Annotated in this window: 20 protein-coding genes; 18 read left to right on the forward strand and 2 right to left on the reverse strand. The window is 69.1% G+C overall.

Going from position 1 to position 19429, the window contains the following annotated elements:
- Positions 1–96 precede the first annotated feature (96 nt).
- The 18 genes from AMK10_RS05315 (at position 97) to AMK10_RS05400 (ending at position 16546) form a co-directional block, all read left to right on the forward strand.
- Positions 97–1200 carry an LCP family protein gene (locus AMK10_RS05315; protein WP_073745230.1) on the forward strand — a complete coding sequence of 368 codons (1104 nt, stop codon included), beginning with the start codon at positions 97–99 and terminating at the stop codon, positions 1198–1200.
- A gap of 180 nt (positions 1201–1380) precedes the next feature.
- Entirely contained in the window at positions 1381–1605 is a 225-nt protein-coding gene (gene rpmE / locus AMK10_RS05320; protein ID WP_073745232.1) for a 50S ribosomal protein L31, read from the forward strand.
- A gap of 157 nt (positions 1606–1762) precedes the next feature.
- Positions 1763–2839, forward strand: a complete 1077-nt coding sequence (gene prfA / locus AMK10_RS05325; protein ID WP_073745234.1) for a peptide chain release factor 1 — start codon at positions 1763–1765, stop codon at positions 2837–2839.
- A gap of 45 nt (positions 2840–2884) precedes the next feature.
- The gene (gene prmC / locus AMK10_RS05330) at positions 2885–3730 is read left to right on the forward strand and encodes a peptide chain release factor N(5)-glutamine methyltransferase (protein ID WP_073745236.1); all 846 of its coding nucleotides are present in this window, start codon (positions 2885–2887) and stop codon (positions 3728–3730) included.
- Between the two features lie 67 nt (positions 3731–3797).
- A complete protein-coding gene (locus AMK10_RS05335) occupies positions 3798–4445 on the forward strand; it encodes an L-threonylcarbamoyladenylate synthase (RefSeq protein ID WP_073745238.1) in 648 nt (215 codons plus the stop codon).
- Complete coding sequence (locus AMK10_RS05340) at positions 4442–5083, forward strand: arsenate reductase/protein-tyrosine-phosphatase family protein (RefSeq protein ID WP_073745241.1); 642 nt, start codon at positions 4442–4444, stop codon at positions 5081–5083. Before AMK10_RS05335 ends, AMK10_RS05340 begins: the two co-directional genes overlap by 4 nt.
- A gap of 110 nt (positions 5084–5193) precedes the next feature.
- On the forward strand, positions 5194–6480 hold the full coding sequence (gene glyA, locus AMK10_RS05345; RefSeq protein ID WP_073745243.1) for a serine hydroxymethyltransferase: 1287 nt from the start codon (positions 5194–5196) through the stop codon (positions 6478–6480).
- A gap of 94 nt (positions 6481–6574) precedes the next feature.
- Positions 6575–7930, forward strand: a complete 1356-nt coding sequence (locus tag AMK10_RS05350; RefSeq protein WP_198959628.1) for an MraY family glycosyltransferase — start codon at positions 6575–6577, stop codon at positions 7928–7930.
- Between the two features lie 263 nt (positions 7931–8193).
- On the forward strand, positions 8194–8631 hold the full coding sequence (locus AMK10_RS05355) for a hypothetical protein (protein ID WP_073745247.1): 438 nt from the start codon (positions 8194–8196) through the stop codon (positions 8629–8631).
- Between the two features lie 222 nt (positions 8632–8853).
- Complete coding sequence (gene atpB, locus AMK10_RS05360; RefSeq protein ID WP_073745249.1) at positions 8854–9669, forward strand: F0F1 ATP synthase subunit A; 816 nt, start codon at positions 8854–8856, stop codon at positions 9667–9669.
- A 76-nt stretch (positions 9670–9745) separates the two neighbouring features.
- A complete protein-coding gene (gene atpE / locus AMK10_RS05365) occupies positions 9746–9991 on the forward strand; it encodes an ATP synthase F0 subunit C (protein ID WP_014048348.1) in 246 nt (81 codons plus the stop codon).
- Positions 9992–10033: 42 nt separating this feature from the next.
- On the forward strand, positions 10034–10579 hold the full coding sequence (locus AMK10_RS05370; protein WP_073745251.1) for a F0F1 ATP synthase subunit B: 546 nt from the start codon (positions 10034–10036) through the stop codon (positions 10577–10579).
- The gene (locus AMK10_RS05375; protein WP_073745253.1) at positions 10576–11391 is read left to right on the forward strand and encodes a F0F1 ATP synthase subunit delta; all 816 of its coding nucleotides are present in this window, start codon (positions 10576–10578) and stop codon (positions 11389–11391) included. The genes AMK10_RS05370 and AMK10_RS05375 overlap by 4 nt, the downstream gene beginning before the upstream one ends.
- Positions 11392–11538: 147 nt before the next feature.
- Positions 11539–13110, forward strand: coding sequence for a F0F1 ATP synthase subunit alpha (atpA, locus tag AMK10_RS05380; protein ID WP_073745255.1), 1572 nt, complete (start codon positions 11539–11541; stop codon positions 13108–13110).
- Between the two features lie 3 nt (positions 13111–13113).
- Positions 13114–14031 (forward strand): F0F1 ATP synthase subunit gamma, encoded by a 918-nt coding sequence (locus AMK10_RS05385; protein ID WP_073745257.1) that lies wholly within the window; start codon positions 13114–13116, stop codon positions 14029–14031.
- The gene (gene atpD / locus AMK10_RS05390) at positions 14031–15473 is read left to right on the forward strand and encodes a F0F1 ATP synthase subunit beta (protein WP_073745259.1); all 1443 of its coding nucleotides are present in this window, start codon (positions 14031–14033) and stop codon (positions 15471–15473) included. Before AMK10_RS05385 ends, atpD begins: the two co-directional genes overlap by 1 nt.
- A 109-nt stretch (positions 15474–15582) precedes the next feature.
- Positions 15583–15957 (forward strand): F0F1 ATP synthase subunit epsilon, encoded by a 375-nt coding sequence (locus AMK10_RS05395; RefSeq protein ID WP_069170672.1) that lies wholly within the window; start codon positions 15583–15585, stop codon positions 15955–15957.
- Between the two features lie 142 nt (positions 15958–16099).
- A complete protein-coding gene (locus tag AMK10_RS05400; protein WP_073745261.1) occupies positions 16100–16546 on the forward strand; it encodes a DUF2550 domain-containing protein in 447 nt (148 codons plus the stop codon).
- Positions 16547–16744: 198 nt separating this feature from the next.
- Here the strand turns inward: AMK10_RS05400 and AMK10_RS05405 are convergent, their stop codons facing one another.
- Together AMK10_RS05405 and AMK10_RS05410 are read right to left on the reverse strand one after the other, a co-directional pair.
- A complete protein-coding gene (locus tag AMK10_RS05405; protein WP_073745263.1) occupies positions 16745–17323 on the reverse strand; it encodes a maltokinase N-terminal cap-like domain-containing protein in 579 nt (192 codons plus the stop codon).
- 181 nt (positions 17324–17504) lie between these two features.
- Positions 17505–19391: a glycoside hydrolase family 18 chitinase gene (locus AMK10_RS05410; protein ID WP_073745265.1), complete on the reverse strand. Its 1887-nt coding sequence runs from the start codon at positions 19389–19391 to the stop codon at positions 17505–17507.
- Positions 19392–19429: the final 38 nt, after the last annotated feature.

The raw sequence follows: 19429 nt of genomic DNA on the forward strand, positions 1-19429 counted from the left end.
ACGCTTCTCGCTGCTCCGGCCGTCCCGCCCAGGGGCGCCGGACCACGCCCGTGCACCACGGCAGGGGGTCGCAGCGAGAAGCGGAAGAGGGAGCGCATGAGCGAGCAGAGCAGGAGCACCGGCCGAATACGCGGTACCGGCAGCCGCCGGAGGAAGCCCTCGCGGGGGCGCCGGATCAAGAGGATCGCCCTGTGGGGCGCCGCCGCCCTGGTGGTCGTCGGAGGGTCCGGGCTCGGTTACGCCTACTTCACGCTCAACGGGAACCTGAAGGGCGTCGACATCGACGCGGCCCTCGGCACCGAGCGCCCCGACGACGTGGACGACGGTTCGCAGGACATCCTCGTGCTCGGATCGGACTCCCGCTCCGGCGCCAACGCGAAGTACGGCGACGACCAGGGCTCCGCGCGGTCGGACACCGCGATGGTCGTCCACGTCAACAAGGGCCACACGTCCGCGAGCGTGGTCTCCGTCCCGAGGGACACCCTCGTCCAGCGGCCCGCCTGCACGAGCGACACGACCGGTGAACAGGTCGAAGGCGCGCGGCAGGCGATGTTCAACACGGCCTACGCCGTCGGCGGGCCCGCCTGCGCGGTGAAGACCGTCGAGGCCATGTCCGGCATCCGCATGGACCACTACGTCGAGGTCGACTTCACCGGCTTCAAGAAGCTCATCGACGAGCTGGGCGGCGTGAAGATCACCACCTCGCAGGCGATCGACGACCCCAACAGCCATCTCGCCCTGAAGCCCGGCACACACACCCTGAACGGCGAGCAGTCGCTCGGCCTCGTCCGTACGCGTGAGAGCGTCGGCGACGGCAGCGACCTGGGCCGCATCCAGCTCCAGCAGGCGTTCGTGAAGGCGCTGATGGACCAGGCGAAGAGCGTCGGGGTGTTCTCCGAGCCGAAGACCCTCTTCGGCCTCGCGGACGCCGCGACCAAGGCCGTCACCACCGACTCCGAGCTGGCCTCCGTCAGCAAGCTCACCGGTTTCGCGAACGGGCTCAAGGGCCTCGGCTCCTCGCACGTCGACATGGTCACCCTGCCCGTCCAGTACGACCCGCAGGACCCCAACCGCGTGCTGCCCCAGAAGAAGGCCGGCAGCCAGGTGTGGGCGGCGCTCAAGCAGGACAAGGCCATCCCGGAGTCCGCCACCGCCGACTCGGCGGGCGACAAGGGCGACGCGGGGAAGGTCGTGCGGTAGCGGGACACCTCATGTGACCGGCCGGTCGCGGAGCGTTCCCCGGAACACACGGGAATATGCGGGGCAGGGTCCTCGTTTTGGGAGATACGGCCGGTCCTGGCAGACTGGTACGTCGGCCCCGGTTCACGGACGCGCAATCCGCGCGAACGACCCGGAGCCCTCCCGAATCTAGGAGACACCTTGAAGCGCGACATCCACCCCCAGTACGTCGAGACGCAGGTCAGCTGCACCTGCGGTGCGTCGTTCACCACCCGGAGCACCCTTGAGGGCGGCGCCATCCGCGCCGACGTCTGCTCCGAGTGCCACCCGTTCTACACGGGCAAGCAGAAGATCCTCGACACCGGCGGCCGCGTGGCCCGCTTCGAGGCCCGCTTCGGCAAGGCTGCCGGCTCCGCCAGCAAGTAGCGAGCCACTGCGCCGGTTCCCGGCGCCCTCCAGCGGGGGGCGCCGGGGGCCGGCGTTTTTTCCGGCTGCGCGGCCGGACGCGCCCCCTCGGCGCGTACCGGCAGCGCACCGTCCAGCAGGCCCGCAGACGTATGACGCAGAAACCAGGAGCCCGAAGATGTTCGAGGCGGTCGAGGAACTGATCGGCGAGCACGCCGATCTCGAGAAGAAGCTCGCCGACCCGTCGGTCCACGCCGACCAGGCCAACGCGCGCAAGCTCAACAAGCGCTACGCGGAGCTGACCCCGATCGTCTCCACGTACCGGACCTGGAAGCAGACCGGCGACGACATCGGGACGGCCCGCGAATTCGCCGCCGACGACCCGGACTTCGCCGCCGAGGTCAAGGTCCTGGAGAAGCAGCGCGAGGAGATCACCGAGAAGCTCCGCCTCCTCCTGGTCCCGCGCGACCCCAGCGACGACAAGGACGTGCTCCTGGAGATCAAGGCGGGCGCGGGCGGCGACGAGTCCGCCCTCTTCGCCGGCGACCTCCTGCGCATGTATCTGCGCTACGCCGAGCGCGTCGGCTGGAAGACCGAGATCATCGACTCCACCGAGTCCGAGCTCGGCGGCTACAAGGACGTCCAGGTCGCCGTGAAGACCAAGGGCGGCAACGGCGCCACCGAGCCCGGCCAGGGCGTCTGGGCGCGGATGAAGTACGAGGGCGGCGTGCACCGTGTGCAGCGCGTGCCCTCCACCGAGTCCCAGGGCCGCATCCACACCTCGGCCGCCGGTGTGCTCGTCACCCCCGAGGCGGAGGAGGTCGACGTCGAGATCCACGCCAACGATCTCCGTATCGACGTCTACCGCTCCTCGGGCCCCGGCGGGCAGTCCGTCAACACCACGGACTCCGCCGTCCGCATCACGCACCTGCCGACCGGCGTCGTCGCCTCCTGCCAGAACGAGAAGAGCCAGCTCCAGAACAAGGAGCAGGCCATGCGCATCCTGCGGTCCCGGCTGCTGGCCGCCGCCCAGGAAGCCGCCGAGCAGGAAGCCTCCGACGTGCGCCGCAGCCAGGTGCGCACCGTGGACCGTTCCGAGAAGATCCGGACGTACAACTTCCCGGAAAACCGGATCTCGGACCACCGCGTCGGCTTCAAGGCGTACAACTTGGACCAGGTGCTCGACGGTGACCTCGACGCCGTCATCCAGGCATGCGTCGACGCCGACTCCGCCGCCAAGCTCGCCGCCGCATGAGCACAACCGCCCCGCCCCGCTCGTGAACCCGTACGGAGAACCGCGATGAACCTGCTGCTCGCCGAGGTGGCCCAGGCCACCCAGCGGCTGGCCGACGCCGGTGTCCCCTCACCGCGATTCGACGCCGAGGAACTCGCCGCGTTCGTGCACGACGTCAAGCGGGGCGAACTGCACCACGTGCCGGACGCCGACTTCGACGCCCGCTACTGGGAGACGATCGCCCGCCGCGAGAACCGCGAGCCGCTCCAGCACATCACCGGCCGTGCCTTCTTCCGCTACCTGGAGCTCCAGGTGGGCCCCGGCGTCTTCGTGCCCAGGCCCGAGACCGAGTCGGTCGTCGGCTGGGCGATAGACGCCGTCCGCGCGATGGACGTCGTCGAACCGCTGATCGTCGACCTCTGTACCGGATCGGGCGCGATCGCGCTCGCCATGGCGCAGGAGGTGCCGCGCTCGCGCGTGCACGGCGTGGAGCTGTCCGAGGACGCCCTGAGGTGGACCCGGAAGAACGCCGAGGGGTCCAGGGTCACCATCCACAAGGGAGACGCCCTGAGCGCCCTTCCGGAGCTCGACGGCCAGGTCGACCTGGTGATCTCCAATCCGCCGTACATCCCGCTCACCGAGTGGGAGTACGTCGCGCCCGAGGCCCGCGACCACGACCCGCAGATGGCGCTGTTCTCCGGCGAGGACGGCCTCGACACCATCCGCGGCATCGAGCGCACCGCTCACCGTCTGCTCCGCCCCGGCGGGCTCGTCGTCATCGAGCACGCCGACACCCAGGGCGGCCAGGTGCCGTGGATCTTCACCGAGGAGCGTGGCTGGGCCGACGCGGCCGACCACCCCGACCTGAACAACAGGCCCCGCTTCGCGACGGCCCGCAAGGCCATGCCGTGACCACCGGCGCACCGGCACCGCACGATTCCCACCCGTCAAACCCGTACACGTCCGAGGAGGCCGGCTGATGGCACGGCGATACGACTGCAACGACGCGACCGACCGTACGACCGGCCTGCGTGAAGCCGCGTCCGCCGTCCGCCGCGGCGAACTGGTCGTGCTGCCCACCGACACCGTCTACGGGATCGGTGCGGACGCCTTCAGCGCGGAGGGCGTCGCCGACCTCCTCGACGCCAAGGGCCGCGGCCGCAACATGCCGACGCCCGTGCTGATCGGCTCCCCGAACACCCTGCACGGCCTGGTCACCGACTTCTCCGAGCAGGCGTGGGAGCTCGTCGACGCGTTCTGGCCCGGCGCCCTCACGCTCGTCGCCCGGCACCAGCCGTCGCTCCAGTGGGACCTCGGCGACACCCGCGGCACCGTCGCCGTCCGGATGCCCCTGCACCCGGTCGCCATCGAGCTCCTCACGGAGACCGGTCCGATGGCCGTCTCCAGCGCCAACCTCACCGGACACCCCTCGCCCGAGGACTGCGACGCCGCGCAGGAGATGCTCGGCGACAGCGTGTCCGTCTACCTCGACGGCGGCCCGACCCCCGGGATCGTCCCGTCCTCGATCGTCGACGTCACCGGCAAGGTCCCGGTCCTGCTGCGGGCCGGCGCCCTCTCGGTCGAGGAACTCCGCAAGGTGGTACCCGACCTCGAGGTGGCCAATTGACCGCCCCTGAGGGGCGTGGCATAGCGGGGCAGCACGACACCTTCCGCATCCTCCACGTCAGCACCGGCAACGTCTGCCGCTCGCCCATCACCGAGCGGCTGACCCGCCATGCCCTGGTGGACCGCCTCGGCGATCCGCTCAGCGGCGGCCTGATCGTGGAGAGCGCGGGCACCTGGGGACACGAGGGCGCGCCCATGGAGGCCAACGCCGAGGTCGTCCTCGCCGACTTCGGCGCGGACGCCACCGGCTTCGTGGGCCGCGAGCTCCTCGACGAGCACGTGATCCGCGCGGACCTCGTGCTCACCGCCACCCGCGACCACCGCGCCCAGGTGATCTCCATGGGCCACTCGGCCGGCCTGCGGACCTTCACCCTCAAGGAGTTCACACGGCTGGTACGGGCCATAGACCCCGCCACCCTGCCGGACGCCCGCGAGGAGGGCGTCGTCGAACGCGCCCGCGCGCTGGTGCGCGCCGCGGCGGCCCTGCGCGGCTGGCTGCTGGCCCCCACCGCCGAGGCGGACGAGGTCTACGACCCGTACGGCGCCCCGATCACGTTCTTCCGTTCCATCGGCGACGAGATCAGCCAGGCGCTCGATCCGGTCATGACCGCGCTGACCGGAGTACGCGCCCCGCACTGAGGTGCGCCGACCGGCGTAGAGGGCCGCACGGCAGCGGGCAGGCGGCCCGGGGCGGGCCTACATTGGATCTGACGCCACGCACCCCCCACCCTCAGGTCCGGAGCCGTCAGATGCCGGTCACCACTCCCGCCGCGCCCGCCGCCGCGCCGCACTCCCCGTCCCGGGCCGCCATGCCGCAGGACTCCGGCGCCCTGCTCCGCGAGGACCCCGAGATCGGGGGCATCCTGCTGGCCGAGGCGGGCCGGCAGGCGAGCACCCTCCAGCTCATCGCCGCCGAGAACTTCACCTCGCCCGCCGTGCTCGCCGCACTCGGCTCCCCGCTGGCCAACAAGTACGCCGAGGGTTACCCCGGGGCCCGTCACCACGGCGGCTGCGAACAGGCGGACGCGGCCGAACGCGTGGCCGTCCGGCGGGCGACGGCGCTCTTCGGCGCCGAGCACGCCAACGTCCAGCCGCACTCCGGCTCCTCCGCCGTGCTCGCCGCCTACGCCGCGCTGCTGCGGCCCGGAGACACCGTGCTGGCCATGGGCCTTCCGTACGGCGGACATCTGACCCACGGCGCCCCGGGCAACTTCTCCGGACGCTGGTTCGATTTCGCCGGGTACGGCGTCGACCCCGACAGCGGACTCATCGACTACGCCCAGGTGCGCGCACTCGCCCGGGCGCGGCGTCCCAAGGCGATCGTGTGCGGCTCGATCTCGTACCCCCGCCACCCGGACTACGAGCAGTTCCGGGCCATCGCCGACGAGGTGGGCGCCTATCTGATCGCGGACGCCGCCCACCCCATGGGACTCATCGCCGGGGGAGCGGCGCCCAGCCCCGTCCCGTACGCCGACGTGGTGTGCGCCACGACGCACAAGGTGCTGCGCGGGCCGCGCGGCGGGATGATCCTCTGCGGTGTCGAGCTCGCCGAGCGCATCGACCGCGCGGTGTTCCCCTTCACCCAGGGCGGCGCCCAGATGCACACGATCGCGGCGAAGGCGGTCGCCTTCGGGGAGGCCGCCGCGCCCTCCTACGCGGTCTACGCCCACCGCGCCGTCGCCCACGCCCGGGTGCTCGCCGCCGCACTGGAGTCCGAGAGCTTCGAGATCACCACGGGCGGCACCGACACCCACATCGTCGTCGCCGACCCCGGCCCCCTCGGTGTCGACGGCCGCGCCGCCCGCGAGCGGCTCATGGCCGCCGGAATGGTCCTGGACACCTGCGCCCTGCCGTACGGTGACGCGCGCGGCATCAGGCTCGGCACCGCGGCCGTCACCACCCAGGGCATGGACGAGGACGACATGCTGCGGATCGCCGGGCTGTTCGGCGCCGCCGTGCGCGCGGAGGGCCACACGGGCCGGCTGCGGGCGGAGGTACGGAAACTGGCCGAGCGGAATCCGCCGTATCCGGGGTAGGCGGTGGGGGCCAGGCATGTGGAACCAAACACCCGTGGCTCGATGTCCTTGCCCATGAGACTAGGGTGTGGGGCTGAGATGGCCGGCGAAATCTGTGGGGCAGCCCGTGCGTGATTACCTGCTGACGCTCTGTGTCACGGCCGCAGTGACCTATCTGCTGACCGGACCGGTGCGGAAGTTCGCCATCGTGATCGGGGCGATGCCCGCGATCCGGGCGCGTGACGTACACCGGGAACCGACACCTCGGCTCGGTGGCATCGCCATGTTCGGCGGACTGTGCGCGGGGCTGATCGTCGCGGACCACCTGTTCAACCTGAACGGGGTCTTCGAACTCTCCAACGAACCCAGGGCGCTGCTCTCCGGAGCCGCCCTGATCTGGCTGATCGGCGTCCTGGACGACAAGTTCGAGATCGACGCCCTGATCAAGCTCGGCGGACAGATGATCGCCGCCGCCGTCATGGTCATCCAGGGTCTGACGATCCTGTGGCTGCCCATCCCCGGCATCGGCACGGTCGCGCTCACCCAGTGGCAGGGCACGCTCCTCACGGTCGCCCTCGTCGTGATCACCATCAACGCGGTCAACTTCGTCGACGGCCTGGACGGTCTCGCGGCCGGCATGGTCTGCATCGCCGCCGCGGCGTTCTTCCTCTACACCTACCGCCTCTGGTACGGGTACGGCATCGAGGCGGCGGCCCCCGCTACGCTCTTCGCCGCGATCCTCATGGGCATGTGCCTCGGCTTCCTGCCGCACAACATGCACCCGGCGCGGATCTTCATGGGCGACTCGGGCTCGATGCTCATCGGTCTCGTGCTGGCCGCCGGCGCCATCTCGATCACCGGCCAGGTCGACCCCGACACGATGAAGATCTTCGAGGGAGGCAGCGAGCGGGCGGCGACCCACGCGGCCCTGCCCGTCTTCATGCCGCTGCTGCTGCCGCTGACGATCATCGCCATCCCGGCCGCCGACCTCGTGCTGGCCATCGTGCGGCGCACCTGGAACGGCCAGTCGCCGTTCGCGGCCGACCGCGGTCACCTGCACCACCGGCTGCTGGAGATCGGGCACTCGCACAGCAGGTCCGTGCTGATCATGTACTTCTGGTCCGCGCTGATCGCCTTCGGCGCCGTCGGCTACTCCGTGCACTCCGCGTCCCTCTGGATCGTGCTGGTGATCGTGGGGCTCAGCGCCGTCGGCCTGGTCCTGCTGCTGATGCCGCGCTTCACCCCGCGCGCACCGCACTGGGCGGAGTCCTTCGTGCCGCCGCGCTACCGGCGCCGCGTGCCGGAGGGTGACGCCCCGGAGGCCCAACACGCTTCCGAGGGCGCGCAGATGGCCTCCCCGGCTCCCGAACGGGCCCCTGTAGCCGTGGGCGTCTCCGGTGTCAACGGAGCGACAGCGATCGGCCCCCGTTCGCGGTTCACGGATCGGGATCACGCCGACTCGTCGCGTTAGCGGCGACCGTACAGAATCCCCCATACCAGACAGACGCCCGTGACGTTCTGCACACACGCGCGGATTAACTCTCGTGTGTGACAGCTGGCACACGTTCTGAGTAAAGACCTCATCAAATAGTTTGTGATACCGTTCACGAAGCCCGGTGAGGAGCCGAAGGACCTGAGTAGCACGGTCCTTTGGCCCGAGGCATCGACTCGGACCGGGCCTACGCTCGTCCCTGACGACCACTGCCCCATCCCCTGCAACGCGGAGTAACCGCCATGCCGTCCAACGACGTCCGGACTCTCCTTCACACCGCCGTGCCCACTGCCGCCGTCGGTGTCGTCACCGTCGCCGTCAGCGCTGCGCTCGCGGGCGGCAAGGGAGCGGTCGGCGCGACGGTCGGGACGCTGGTGGTGATTCTCTTCATGGGAATCGGGCTCGGCGTCCTGCAGCGCACCGCGAAGTCCCTGCCGCATCTGTTCCAGTCCATGGGCCTGTTGCTCTACACGACCGAACTGCTGCTGCTGTTCGTCTTCGTCGCCGCGTTCAAGGACACGACGCTGTTCAATCCCAGGGCTTTCGCCGCCGGGGTGATGGTCGCGACGCTCTCCTGGGTCGCGGCCCAGATCCGCGTGCACATGAAAGCCAAGATCCTTTACGTCGAACCGGACTCGTCCGCGGGCAAGAAGCCCGAGAACATGGGGTCCACGACGTGAGGGGTAGGGCCGGGATAAGCGAGCGTTCGAGACCCTGCTATCGTCCGGTGCCAACTGCGGCACTGCGGGCGCGGGCATCAAAATCGGCGCCTGCTTCATCGCGAGGCGTAATGCCTGAGCCGCCCCCCATCCGTAAGACCAGTCCAGTGCCGACCAGCGGCTGCCTGCCGCGCCGACACAACGAGGTTGCCGTACCTATGCGCCACGCTGAAGGAGCCCGCGGTGAGTGCTGACCCGACGACGGTGCTCGCCTTCGAGACCGACTGCCACATCTTCGACGGATGCGGCTTCCCGGCTCCTGGCCTGCACTCCTTTGTTTTCGAGCCGATGTTCACCATCGGCGGCATCGAGTTCAACAAGCCGATGCTGCTGGCGGTCCTGAGCACCGTTGTCGTCGTCGGCTTCTTCTGGGCGGCTTTCAACAAGCCGAAGGTCGTGCCCGGAAAGCTCCAGATGGTCGCCGAGGCGGGTTACGACTTCATCCGCACCGGCGTGGTGTACGAGACGCTCGGCAAGCGCGAGGGCAAGAAGTACGTGCCCCTCATGGTCTCGCTGTTCTTCTTCATCTGGATCATGAACCTCTGGGCGATCATTCCGTTCGCCCAGTTCCCGGTGGTCTCGGTCATCGGATTCCCGGTGGCGCTGGCCGCGATCGTCTACATCCTCTGGGTCAGCCTGACCTTCAAGCGGCACGGCTTCGTCGGCGGCTGGAAGAACATCTCCGGCTACGACCCGTCGATCGGCCCGGCCCTGCCCTTCGTCATGCTCATCGAGATCATGTCGAACCTGCTGATCCGGCCCTTCACGCACGCCGTGCGACTGTTCGCGAACATGTTCGCCGGTCACGTGCTGCTGCTGATCTTCACGATCGCCAGCTGGTACCTGCTGAACGGCATCGGCATCGCCTACGCCGGTGTGTCGTTCGTGATGACCATCCTGATGACCGCCTTCGAGCTGTTCATCCAGGCGCTGCAGGCCTATGTGTTCGTCCTTCTGGCCTGCAACTACATTCAGGGCGCTCTCGCAGAGAACCACTGAGCAGCACCCGGCACCACCCCCGATAGTCGTCCGGTGGCCAACCCCCACCGGTTCTGAAAGAGAAGGAAGAAACGGCATGTCCGCTCTTGAGACCCTCGCCGCCGTCAACATCACGGGCAACCTCGGTTCCATCGGCTACGGCCTCGCCGCGATCGGCCCCGGCGTCGGCGTCGGCATCATCTTCGGTAACGGCACGCAGGCGCTCGCCCGTCAGCCCGAAGCTGCCGGCCTGATCCGCTCGAACCAGATCCTCGGCTTCGTCCTCTGTGAGGCGCTCGCCCTGATCGGTCTCGTCATGCCCTTCGTCTACCCGGTCGACTAAGTCGCGGCATTCCGACTGCCCGATGCGACGAAAGGCATTGATGTGAACGCCCTACAGCTGGCGGCCGAGGAAGAGATCCAGAACCCGCTGCTTCCGGCGATCCCCGAGATCGTCATCGGCCTGATCGCCTTCGCCATCGTCTTCGGTTTCCTCGCCAAGAAGCTCCTCCCGAACATCAACAAGGTTCTGGAAGAGCGCCGCGAGGCCATCGAAGGCGGAATCGAGAAGGCCGATGCGGCCCAGACCGAGGCCCAGAGCGTTCTTGAGCAGTACAAGGCTCAGCTCGCCGAGGCCCGCCACGAGGCCGCCCGTCTGCGCCAGGAGGCGCAGGAGCAGGGTGCCGTCATCATCCAGGAGATGAGGGCGGAAGGTCAGCGGCAGCGCGAGGAGATCATCGCCGCAGGCCACGCCCAGATCGAGGCGGACCGCAAGGCCGCTGCCTCGGCGCTGCGTCAGGACGTGGGCTCCCTCGCCACCGCCCTGGCCGGCAAGCTCGTCGGCGAGTCCCTCGAGGACCACGCCCGGCAGAGCGGCACCGTCGACCGTTTCCTCGACGAGCTCGAGGCGAAGGCTGAGGCCGTCCGATGAACGGAGCGAGCCGCGAGGCGCTGGCCGCCGCACGCGAGCGCCTCGACGCACTGACCGACTCCACGTCGGTCGACGCGGCGAAGCTCGCCGAGGAGCTGGCAGCCGTCACCGCGCTGCTCCACCGCGAGGTGTCGCTGCGCCGGGTCCTCACCGATCCGTCGCAGGGCGGCGAGGCCAAGGCCGAGCTGGCCGGACGACTGCTGAGCGGACAGGTGGGCGGCGAAGCCGTGGACCTGGTCTCCGGCATGGTCCGGTCCCGCTGGTCGCAGTCGCGTGACCTGGTCGACGCGGCCGAGGAGCTGGCGAACACCGCCGACCTCACCGCCGCCCAGCGCGCGGGTGTGCTCGACGACGTCGAGGACGAGCTGTTCCGGTTCGGCCGGATCGTCGCCTCCGACGTGGCACTGCGGTCGGCCCTGACCAGCAAGTCGGCCACGGCCTCCGCCAAGAGCGAGCTGCTCCGCAGCCTGCTCGGCGGCAAGGTCCAGCCCGTCACCGAGCGTGTGATCTCACGCCTCGTGACGCAGCCCCGAGGACGTAGCCTGGAAGCGGGACTCGACTCCCTGTCCAGGCTCGCCGCGGAGCGCCGGGACCGCATGGTCGCCGTCGTCACCTCGGCGGTGCCGCTGTCCGATCGCCAGAAGCAGCGCCTCGGCGCCGCCCTGGCGAAGATCTACGGCCGGCAGATGCACCTGAACCTGGACGTGGACCCCGAGGTCCTCGGTGGGATCTCGGTGCGCGTCGGTGACGAGGTCATCAACGGCACGATCGCGGAGCGCCTCGAAGAGGTCACCCGCAGGATGGCCGGCTGACGGCGCGCAGCGCCCACACCGCACCAACTGAACGAGCAAGAATTGCGGCCCGGTTGGGCCGTGCAGAAATTGCAGAAGATTCCTGGGGGTCGCCCCCAGACCCCTTTGAGAAACTTCGGGCCCAACAAGGAGAGCAGGGAACCCCAGATGGCGGAGCTTACGATCCGGCCGGAGGAGATCCGGGACGCACTGGATAACTTTGTCCAGTCGTACCAGCCGGACGCGGCCTCGCGCGAGGAGGTCGGGACGGTCAGCGTTGCCGGCGACGGCATCGCGAAGGTGGAGGGCCTGCCCTCCGCCATGGCGAACGAGCTGCTGAAGTTCGAGGACGGCACCCTCGGTCTCGCCCTCAACCTCGAGGAGCGCGAGATCGGTGCGATCGTCCTCGGCGAGTTCAGCGGAATCGAGGAGGGCCAGCCGGTGCAGCGCACCGGTGAGGTGCTCTCCGTCGGCGTCGGCGAGGGCTACCTCGGCCGTGTCGTCGACCCGCTCGGCAACCCGATCGACGGTCTCGGCGAGATCGCGACCGAAGGCCGTCGCGCCCTCGAGCTGCAGGCCCCTGGCGTCATGGTCCGCAAGTCGGTGCACGAGCCGATGCAGACCGGCTACAAGGCCGTCGACGCCATGGTGCCGATCGGCCGCGGCCAGCGTCAGCTGATCATCGGCGACCGTCAGACGGGTAAGACCGCTCTGGCCGTCGACACGATCATCAACCAGCGCGACAACTGGCGCTCGGGCGACGTGAACAAGCAGGTGCGCTGCATCTACGTCGCCATCGGTCAGAAGGGCTCCACCATCGCCTCCGTGCGCGGTGCCCTCGAAGAGGCCGGCGCGCTCGAGTACACGACCATCGTCGCCGCCCCGGCGTCCGACCCGGCCGGCTTCAAGTACCTGGCGCCGTACACCGGTTCGGCCATCGGCCAGCACTGGATGTACGACGGCAAGCACGTCCTCATCATCTTCGACGACCTCTCGAAGCAGGCCGACGCCTACCGCGCCGTGTCGCTTCTGCTGCGCCGTCCGCCGGGCCGCGAGGCCTACCCGGGCGACGTCTTCTACCTGCACTCGCGTCTGCTGGAGCGCTGCGCCAAGCTCTCCGACGACATGGGCGCCGGTTCGATGACGGGCCTCCCGATCGTCGAGACCAAGGCGAACGACGTGTCGGCGTTCATCCCGACCAACGTCATCTCCATCACCGACGGCCAGTGCTTCCTGGAGTCCGACCTGTTCAACGCGGGTCAGCGTCCGGCGCTCAACGTCGGTATCTCGGTCTCCCGAGTCGGTGGTTCCGCCCAGCACAAGGCCATGAAGCAGGTCTCCGGCCGTCTTCGTGTGGACCTCGCCCAGTTCCGTGAGCTGGAGGCGTTCGCCGCCTTCGGTTCCGACCTGGACGCGGCCTCCAAGGCGTCGCTGGAGCGCGGTAAGCGCATGGTCGAGCTGCTGAAGCAGCCGCAGTACGCCCCGTTCCCGATGGAGGAGCAGGTCGTCTCCGTCTGGGCCGGCACCACGGGCAAGATGGACGACGTCCCGGTCGAGGACATCCGTCGCTTCGAGAGCGAGCTGCTGGAGTTCCTGCGCCGTGAGCGCAAGGACCTCCTGACCAGCATCGCCGAGGGCGGCAAGATGTCCGACGACACGCTGCAGTCGATCGCCGACGCGATCGCCGCCTTCAAGCAGCAGTTCGAGACCTCGGACGGCAAGCTCCTGGGCGAGGGCTGATCGATGGGCGCTCAGCTTCGCGTTTACAAGCGCCGCATCCAAGCCGTCACCGCGACCAAGAAGATCACCAAGGCGATGGAGATGATCGCCGCCTCGCGCATCGTCAAGGCGCAGCGCAAGGTGGCGGCGTCGATGCCGTACGCGACCGAGCTCACCCGTGCGGTGACCGCGGTGGCGACCGGCTCGAACACCAACCATCCGCTCACCACCGAGGCCGAGGCCCCGGCCCGGGCGGCGGTCCTGCTCCTCACGAGCGACCGCGGTCTGGCCGGCGGCTACTCCTCCAACGCCATCAAGGCGGCGGAGCGGCTCCGGGAGCGGCTGGCGGCCGAGGGCAAGGAGGTCGACACGTACATCGTCGGCCGCAAGGGCGTCGCGTACTACGGCTTCCGTGAGCGCAAGGTCTCGGAGTCGTGGACCGGCTTCACCGACAGCCCCGAGTACTCGGATGCCAAGAAGATCGCCGAGCCCCTCATCGCGTCCATCCAGAAGGACACGGCGGAGGGCGGTGTCGACGAGCTGCACATCGTCTTCACGGAATTCGTGTCGATGATGACGCAGAACGCGGTCGACGGCCGGATGCTGCCGCTGTCGCTCGAGAAGGGCGAGGAGGAGAGCACCGAGAAGGGTGAGATCCTTCCGCTGTTCGACTTCGAGCCGTCGGCGGAGGACGTCCTCGACGCCCTTCTGCCGCGCTACGTCGAGAGCCGTATCTACAACGCACTGCTGCAGGCCGCCGCTTCCGAGCACGCCGCCCGCCGTCGTGCGATGAAGTCGGCGACCGACAACGCCGGGGAACTGATCAAGAGCCTCTCCCGGCTTGCCAACGCGGCCCGCCAGGCCGAAATCACCCAGGAAATCAGCGAGATCGTCGGCGGTGCAGGTGCGCTGGCCGACGCGTCCGCGGGGAGTGACAAGTAATGACGACGACAGTTGAGACGGCCGCTGCCACGGGCCGCGTCGCCCGGGTCATCGGCCCGGTCGTCGACGTGGAGTTCCCCGTCGACGCGATGCCGGAGATCTACAACGCCCTGCACATCGACGTCGACGACCCGGCCGAGGCCGGCGCTCGTAAGACGCTGACCCTCGAGGTCGCCCAGCACCTGGGCGACGGCATGGTCCGCGCGATCTCGATGCAGCCCACCGACGGCGTGGTCCGCCAGGCCCCGGTGACCGACACGGGCGCGGGTATCACCGTCCCGGTCGGTGACATCACCAAGGGCAAGGTGTTCAACACCCTCGGTCAGATCCTGAACGAGCCGGAGGCCGAGGCGCAGATCACCGAGCGCTGGCCGATCCACCGCAAGGCCCCGGCCTTCGACCAGCTCGAGTCCAAGACCGAGATGTTCGAGACCGGCCTGAAGGTCGTCGACCTGCTGACCCCGTACGTCAAGGGCGGCAAGATCGGTCTGTTCGGTGGTGCGGGCGTCGGCAAGACGGTCCTCATCCAGGAAATGATCATGCGTGTGGCGAAGCTGCACGACGGTGTGTCGGTGTTCGCCGGTGTCGGCGAGCGCACCCGTGAGGGCAACGACCTCATCGACGAGATGACCGACTCGGGCGTCCTGGACAAGACCGCGCTGGTCTTCGGCCAGATGGACGAGCCGCCGGGCACCCGTCTCCGGGTCGCGCTGTCCGCCCTGACCATGGCGGAGTACTTCCGCGATGTGCAGAAGCAGGACGTGCTGCTCTTCATCGACAACATCTTCCGCTTCACGCAGGCCGGCTCCGAGGTCTCCACGCTGCTCGGCCGCATGCCGTCCGCGGTGGGTTACCAGCCGACCCTGGCCGACGAGATGGGTGTGCTCCAGGAGCGCATCACCTCGACGCGTGGTCACTCGATCACCTCGATGCAGGCGATCTACGTCCCCGCGGACGACCTGACCGACCCGGCCCCGGCCACCACGTTCGCCCACCTCGACGCGACGACGGTTCTCTCCCGTCCGATCTCCGAGAAGGGCATCTACCCGGCCGTGGACCCGCTGGACTCCACGTCCCGCATCCTGGACCCGCGTTACATCGCGCAGGACCACTACGACACGGCCAGCCGCGTCAAGGGGATCCTGCAGAAGTACAAGGACCTCCAGGACATCATCGCGATCCTCGGTATCGACGAGCTGGGCGAGGAGGACAAGCTCGTTGTCCACCGTGCCCGTCGCGTCGAGCGCTTCCTGTCGCAGAACACCCACGCCGCCAAGCAGTTCACCGGCCTGGACGGTTCGGACGTCCCGCTCGACGAGTCGATCGCCGCGTTCAACGCGATCTGTGACGGGGAGTACGACCACTTCCCCGAGCAGGCGTTCTTCATGTGCGGTGGCATCGAGGACCTCAAGGCCAACGCCAAGGAGCTCGGCGTCTCCTGAGCCTCCGGCTCACCGAGGGGGGTGGGTGTGTCCCACCCCCCTCACCACGCCCCGTAGAATTGAACCGACACCCGGCACGACCGCCGGGTGGTGACCCGAGGAGCCACCCTTGGCTGCTGAGCTGCATGTCGAGCTGGTCGCCGCGGACCGCAGTGTCTGGTCCGGCGAGGCCACCCTCGTTGTCGCACGTACCACGTCCGGCGACATCGGCGTCATGCCCGGTCACCAGCCGCTTCTGGGTGTGCTGGAATCGGGCCCCGTGACGATCCGTACGAGCGACGGCGGGACTGTCGTCGCCGCTGTGCACGGCGGTTTCATCTCGTTCGCGGACAACAAGCTCTCTCTGCTTGCGGAGATCGCCGAGCTTGCTGACGAGATCGACGTCCAGCGCGCCGAGCGTGCGCTGGAGCGCGCGAAGTCGGACACGGACGCCGCCGCCGAGCGGCGCGCCGATGTGCGACTGCGTGCGGTGGCGGCGCACTGAGCGTCCCACACGAGGAGTTTTAACTCAGCCGCGGCCCGAGCTGGAGCGATCCAGACCGTGTCGCGGCTGAGGCGATGCAGGTGCAGTTCTGTTCGGCTCGGTTCGGTATCCGTTACTCGACGATGCGAGGAGGTCGGTGGAGATGGTCCTCGCTCTGTGGGTTGGCGGTCTGGTCGTCGTACTGGTCGCGGTGGGTCTGTTCGTCTTCGGCCTCCGCAGGCGGCTGATCCAGCGCTCGGGCGGAACGTTCGACTGCAGCCTGCGCTGGGACGTCTCCGAGGAACCGGACCCGTCGGGCAAGGGCTGGGTGTACGGCGTCGCCCGCTACAGCGGTGACCGCGTCGACTGGTTCCGGGTCTTCTCCTATTCGCCCCGTCCCCGCCGAGGGCTGGAGCGTGCCGCCATCGAGGTGGTCGCCCGCCGGCTGCCCGAGGGCGAGGAGGAGCTGGCGCTCCTGTCCGACTCCGTCGTGCTCGGCTGTCTCCACCGGGGGACACGCCTGGAGCTGGCGATGAGCGAGGACGCCCTGACCGGTTTCCTCGCCTGGCTGGAGGCGGCACCGCCCGGCCAGCGAGTCAATGTTGCTTAAATGAGGGCTCTCGCTGGTTGGGGGTGCCCCCGGACGGAGTCTGGGGGAGAGTCAATGTTGCTTAAATGAGGGTTCTCGCTGGTTGGGGGTGCCCCCGGACGGAGTCTGGGGGAGGGCCAATGTGGCCTGAACAGAGGCTGTCGCTGTCGAGGCCCCTCGGACCGGAGTCCGGGGGGCCTCTGCCGTCCGCGTGGCTGCCTACCGTGAGGCGGAGGTGGCGACCACGCCCCGGGCGGTCGTTCCGTCGGGCCAGGTCCATCCCGCGACGATGCCCGCGGGCGAGCCCTCCGCGGTCGCGGCATGCCGCAGGATCCGGTTGACCCGTACGTCCGCCCCGTCCTCGGGCCCGGCCGGGTGCACGGCGACCGAGGGGTCGGGGGTGTCGCTCTCGCTCCGGTGCTGCGGAGTCGCCTCACCGCTCAGGAGCGCGCGCAGCTGTTCCAGGGCAACCGGGTCCCGCACACCGTCGTAGATCCACCGGGTCCCGAGCACACCGTGCTCGGAGGTGCCGATCAGGGCCGTGCCGGGGATGGCTTCCGCGGCGGCACCCCGGTAGCTCATGGGCACCAGGTAGGCCACCGGCCGCTGGGCGGAGGTGTCCACCACGATCATGATCTCGATCCCGACCTCCCCCTCCGGATCGTCCAGACGGAAGCCCCCGGCCACGGTGAGCTCCGGTGCCCCGGCGTCGCCCACGTACCAGCTCTGCCGCGGGAGCCATCCGGCGAGCAGTTCCAGCTTGGTGGGTGCCATGGTCGTGCGGTGGACGGATGCCACATGAGCTCCTTCGACGGTTCCGGGTCCGCCTTTCGGCAGGACGTGATCGAACCTATAGGAACCCACCACGTCCCCAGGGGGCCGGAACGCGAAAACCGGGGAGACAGGGGGCGGTCCTGTCTCCCCGGCGCTTTTCCGGGGTGTGGCGGCCGCCTCGTGGGGGGCAGCCGTCCTGGACGGGCTAGTTGAGGCCGCTGTCCATCGCGCTCACGAGTTCACCGTTCGCGGTGTCACCGCTGAACTCCCAGAAGAACGCCCCACCCAGGCCCTGGCTGTTCGCCCAGGCCATCTTGGACGTGATCGTCGCCGGGGTGTCGTAGCTCCACCAGTTGGTGCCGCAGTGGGCGTAGGCGGTGCCGGCGATCGTGCCGGTGGCGGGGCAGCTGTTCTTCAGGACCTTGTAGTCCTCGATGCCCGCCTCGTACGTGCCCGTCGCGGCACCGGTCGCCGTGCCGCCGGGGGCGGACTGGGTGACGCCGGTCCAGCCGCGGCCGTAGAAACCGATACCGAGGAGCAGCTTGGAGGCCGGGACGCCCTGGGCCTTCAGCTTGGCGATCGCCGCCGCGGAGTTGAAGCCCTCCTGCGGGATGCCGGAGTACGAGTTCAGCGGGGAGTGCGGGGCCGTCGGGCCCTTGGCCGCCCAGGCACCGAAGAAGTCGTACGTCATCACGTTGTACCAGTTCATGGACTGGGCCGCGCCGGCGTAGTCGGCCGCGTCGATCTTGCCGCCGGTGGAGCCGTCCGCGGTGATCGCGGCGGTGACCAGGTTGCCCGTCCCGAACTTCGAGCGCAGGGCCGAGGCCACGTTCTTCAGTGCGGCCGGGCCGCTGGTGTCACAGGTGAGACCGCAGGCGTTCGGGTACTCCCAGTCGATGTCGATGCCGTCGAAGACATCGGCCCAGCGCGGGTCCTCGACCAGGTCGTAGCAGGACTGGGCGAAGGCCGCCGGGTTCTGGGCCGCCTGCGGGAAGCCGCCGGACCAGGTCCAGCCGCCGAAGGACCAGAGGACCTTGATGTGGGGGTACTTGGCCTTCAGCTTGCGCAGCTGGTTGAAGTTGCCGCGCAGGGGCTGGTCCCACGTGTCGGCGACGCCGTCGACCGACTGGTCGGCGGTGTAGGCCTTGTCGTAGTCGGCGTACGAGTCGCCGATGGTGCACTTGCCGTTCTGGACGTTGCCGAACGCGTAGTTGATGTGCGTGATCTTCGCGGCGGAGCCCGAGGTCACGAGGTTCTTCACGTGGTAGTTGCGCCCGTAGACGCCCCACTCGGTGAAGTAGCCGAGGTTGATCTTGTCGCCGGTGCCGGGGGTTCCCGGGTCGGTGGTGCCGGTGGTGCGCACCGCGACCGAGGTGCTGACCGGACCGGTCTGGTCGGCGGTGTCACGGGCCTGCACCGTGTAGGAGTAGTCGGTGCCCTTGGTGAGACCGGTGTCGGTGTACGTCGTCGTGGTGACCGTGGCGACTACGGCGCCGTCGCGCAGGACGTCGTAGTTCTTGATGCCCTTGTCGTCCGTGGCGGCGCTCCAGCTCAGCTTCGCCGAGGTGTCCGTGACGTTGCTCGCGGTGGGGGTGCCGGGCTTGGACGGGGCGGAGTCACCGGGGACGGTGGGGCCGCCGTCACAGGAGGCGCCGTTCAGCTTGCAGCCGCTGGGGGAGCCGGAGCCGGTGCCGTTGAAGCCGAAGCTGATGCTGGCTCCAGGGGCGACCGTGCCGTTCCAGCTGAGGTTCTTGGCCGTCCAGTGGGTTCCGGAGCTGGTCACGGAGGCGTCCCAGGCGGAGCCGACCGCGGTGCCGGAGGGGAAGTCCCACTCGATCGTCCAGGAGGAGAGCGAGGTGGTGCCGGTGTTCTTGACCGTCCACTGGCCCTCGAAGCCGGTGCCCCAGTCGGACTTCTTGACGTACGTGGCGGTCGCCGAGGTCGCGGCCTCGGCGGGGGAGGCGAGGCCGACCATCGCGGCCAGCGGCAGCAGCAGGGCCGTGAGGCCGGCGACCGTTCTCGATCTCGTGGCCGTGCCGGATTCGCGTCTCCATCTGAGGCGGGAACGGCGTACGGGGTTGTCAGTGCTCAACGGTGCTCCTCGGGTGAGGTCCGGCAAACGGGGGGTGG

Origin of the sequence: Streptomyces sp. CB02058 (genome assembly GCF_001905505.1) — a bacterium.
In the GTDB taxonomy this organism is placed as follows: domain Bacteria; phylum Actinomycetota; class Actinomycetes; order Streptomycetales; family Streptomycetaceae; genus Streptomyces.

What these genes read in the sequence shown, in the direction of transcription:
- AMK10_RS05385 (WP_073745257.1), top strand. Translation starts at nt 13,114, where the DNA reads ATGGGCGCTCAGCTTCGCGTTTACAAGCGCCGCATCCAAGCCGTCACC.
- AMK10_RS05375 (WP_073745253.1), top strand. Translation starts at nt 10,576, where the DNA reads ATGAACGGAGCGAGCCGCGAGGCGCTGGCCGCCGCACGCGAGCGCCTC.
- prfA (WP_073745234.1), top strand. Translation starts at nt 1,763, where the DNA reads ATGTTCGAGGCGGTCGAGGAACTGATCGGCGAGCACGCCGATCTCGAG.
- AMK10_RS05315 (WP_073745230.1), top strand. Translation starts at nt 97, where the DNA reads ATGAGCGAGCAGAGCAGGAGCACCGGCCGAATACGCGGTACCGGCAGC.
- atpD (WP_073745259.1), top strand. Translation starts at nt 14,031, where the DNA reads ATGACGACGACAGTTGAGACGGCCGCTGCCACGGGCCGCGTCGCCCGG.
- AMK10_RS05355 (WP_073745247.1), top strand. Translation starts at nt 8,194, where the DNA reads ATGCCGTCCAACGACGTCCGGACTCTCCTTCACACCGCCGTGCCCACT.
- glyA (WP_073745243.1), top strand. Translation starts at nt 5,194, where the DNA reads ATGCCGGTCACCACTCCCGCCGCGCCCGCCGCCGCGCCGCACTCCCCG.
- atpE (WP_014048348.1), top strand. Translation starts at nt 9,746, where the DNA reads ATGTCCGCTCTTGAGACCCTCGCCGCCGTCAACATCACGGGCAACCTC.
- AMK10_RS05335 (WP_073745238.1), top strand. Translation starts at nt 3,798, where the DNA reads ATGGCACGGCGATACGACTGCAACGACGCGACCGACCGTACGACCGGC.
- AMK10_RS05400 (WP_073745261.1), top strand. Translation starts at nt 16,100, where the DNA reads ATGGTCCTCGCTCTGTGGGTTGGCGGTCTGGTCGTCGTACTGGTCGCG.
- prmC (WP_073745236.1), top strand. Translation starts at nt 2,885, where the DNA reads ATGAACCTGCTGCTCGCCGAGGTGGCCCAGGCCACCCAGCGGCTGGCC.
- atpA (WP_073745255.1), top strand. Translation starts at nt 11,539, where the DNA reads ATGGCGGAGCTTACGATCCGGCCGGAGGAGATCCGGGACGCACTGGAT.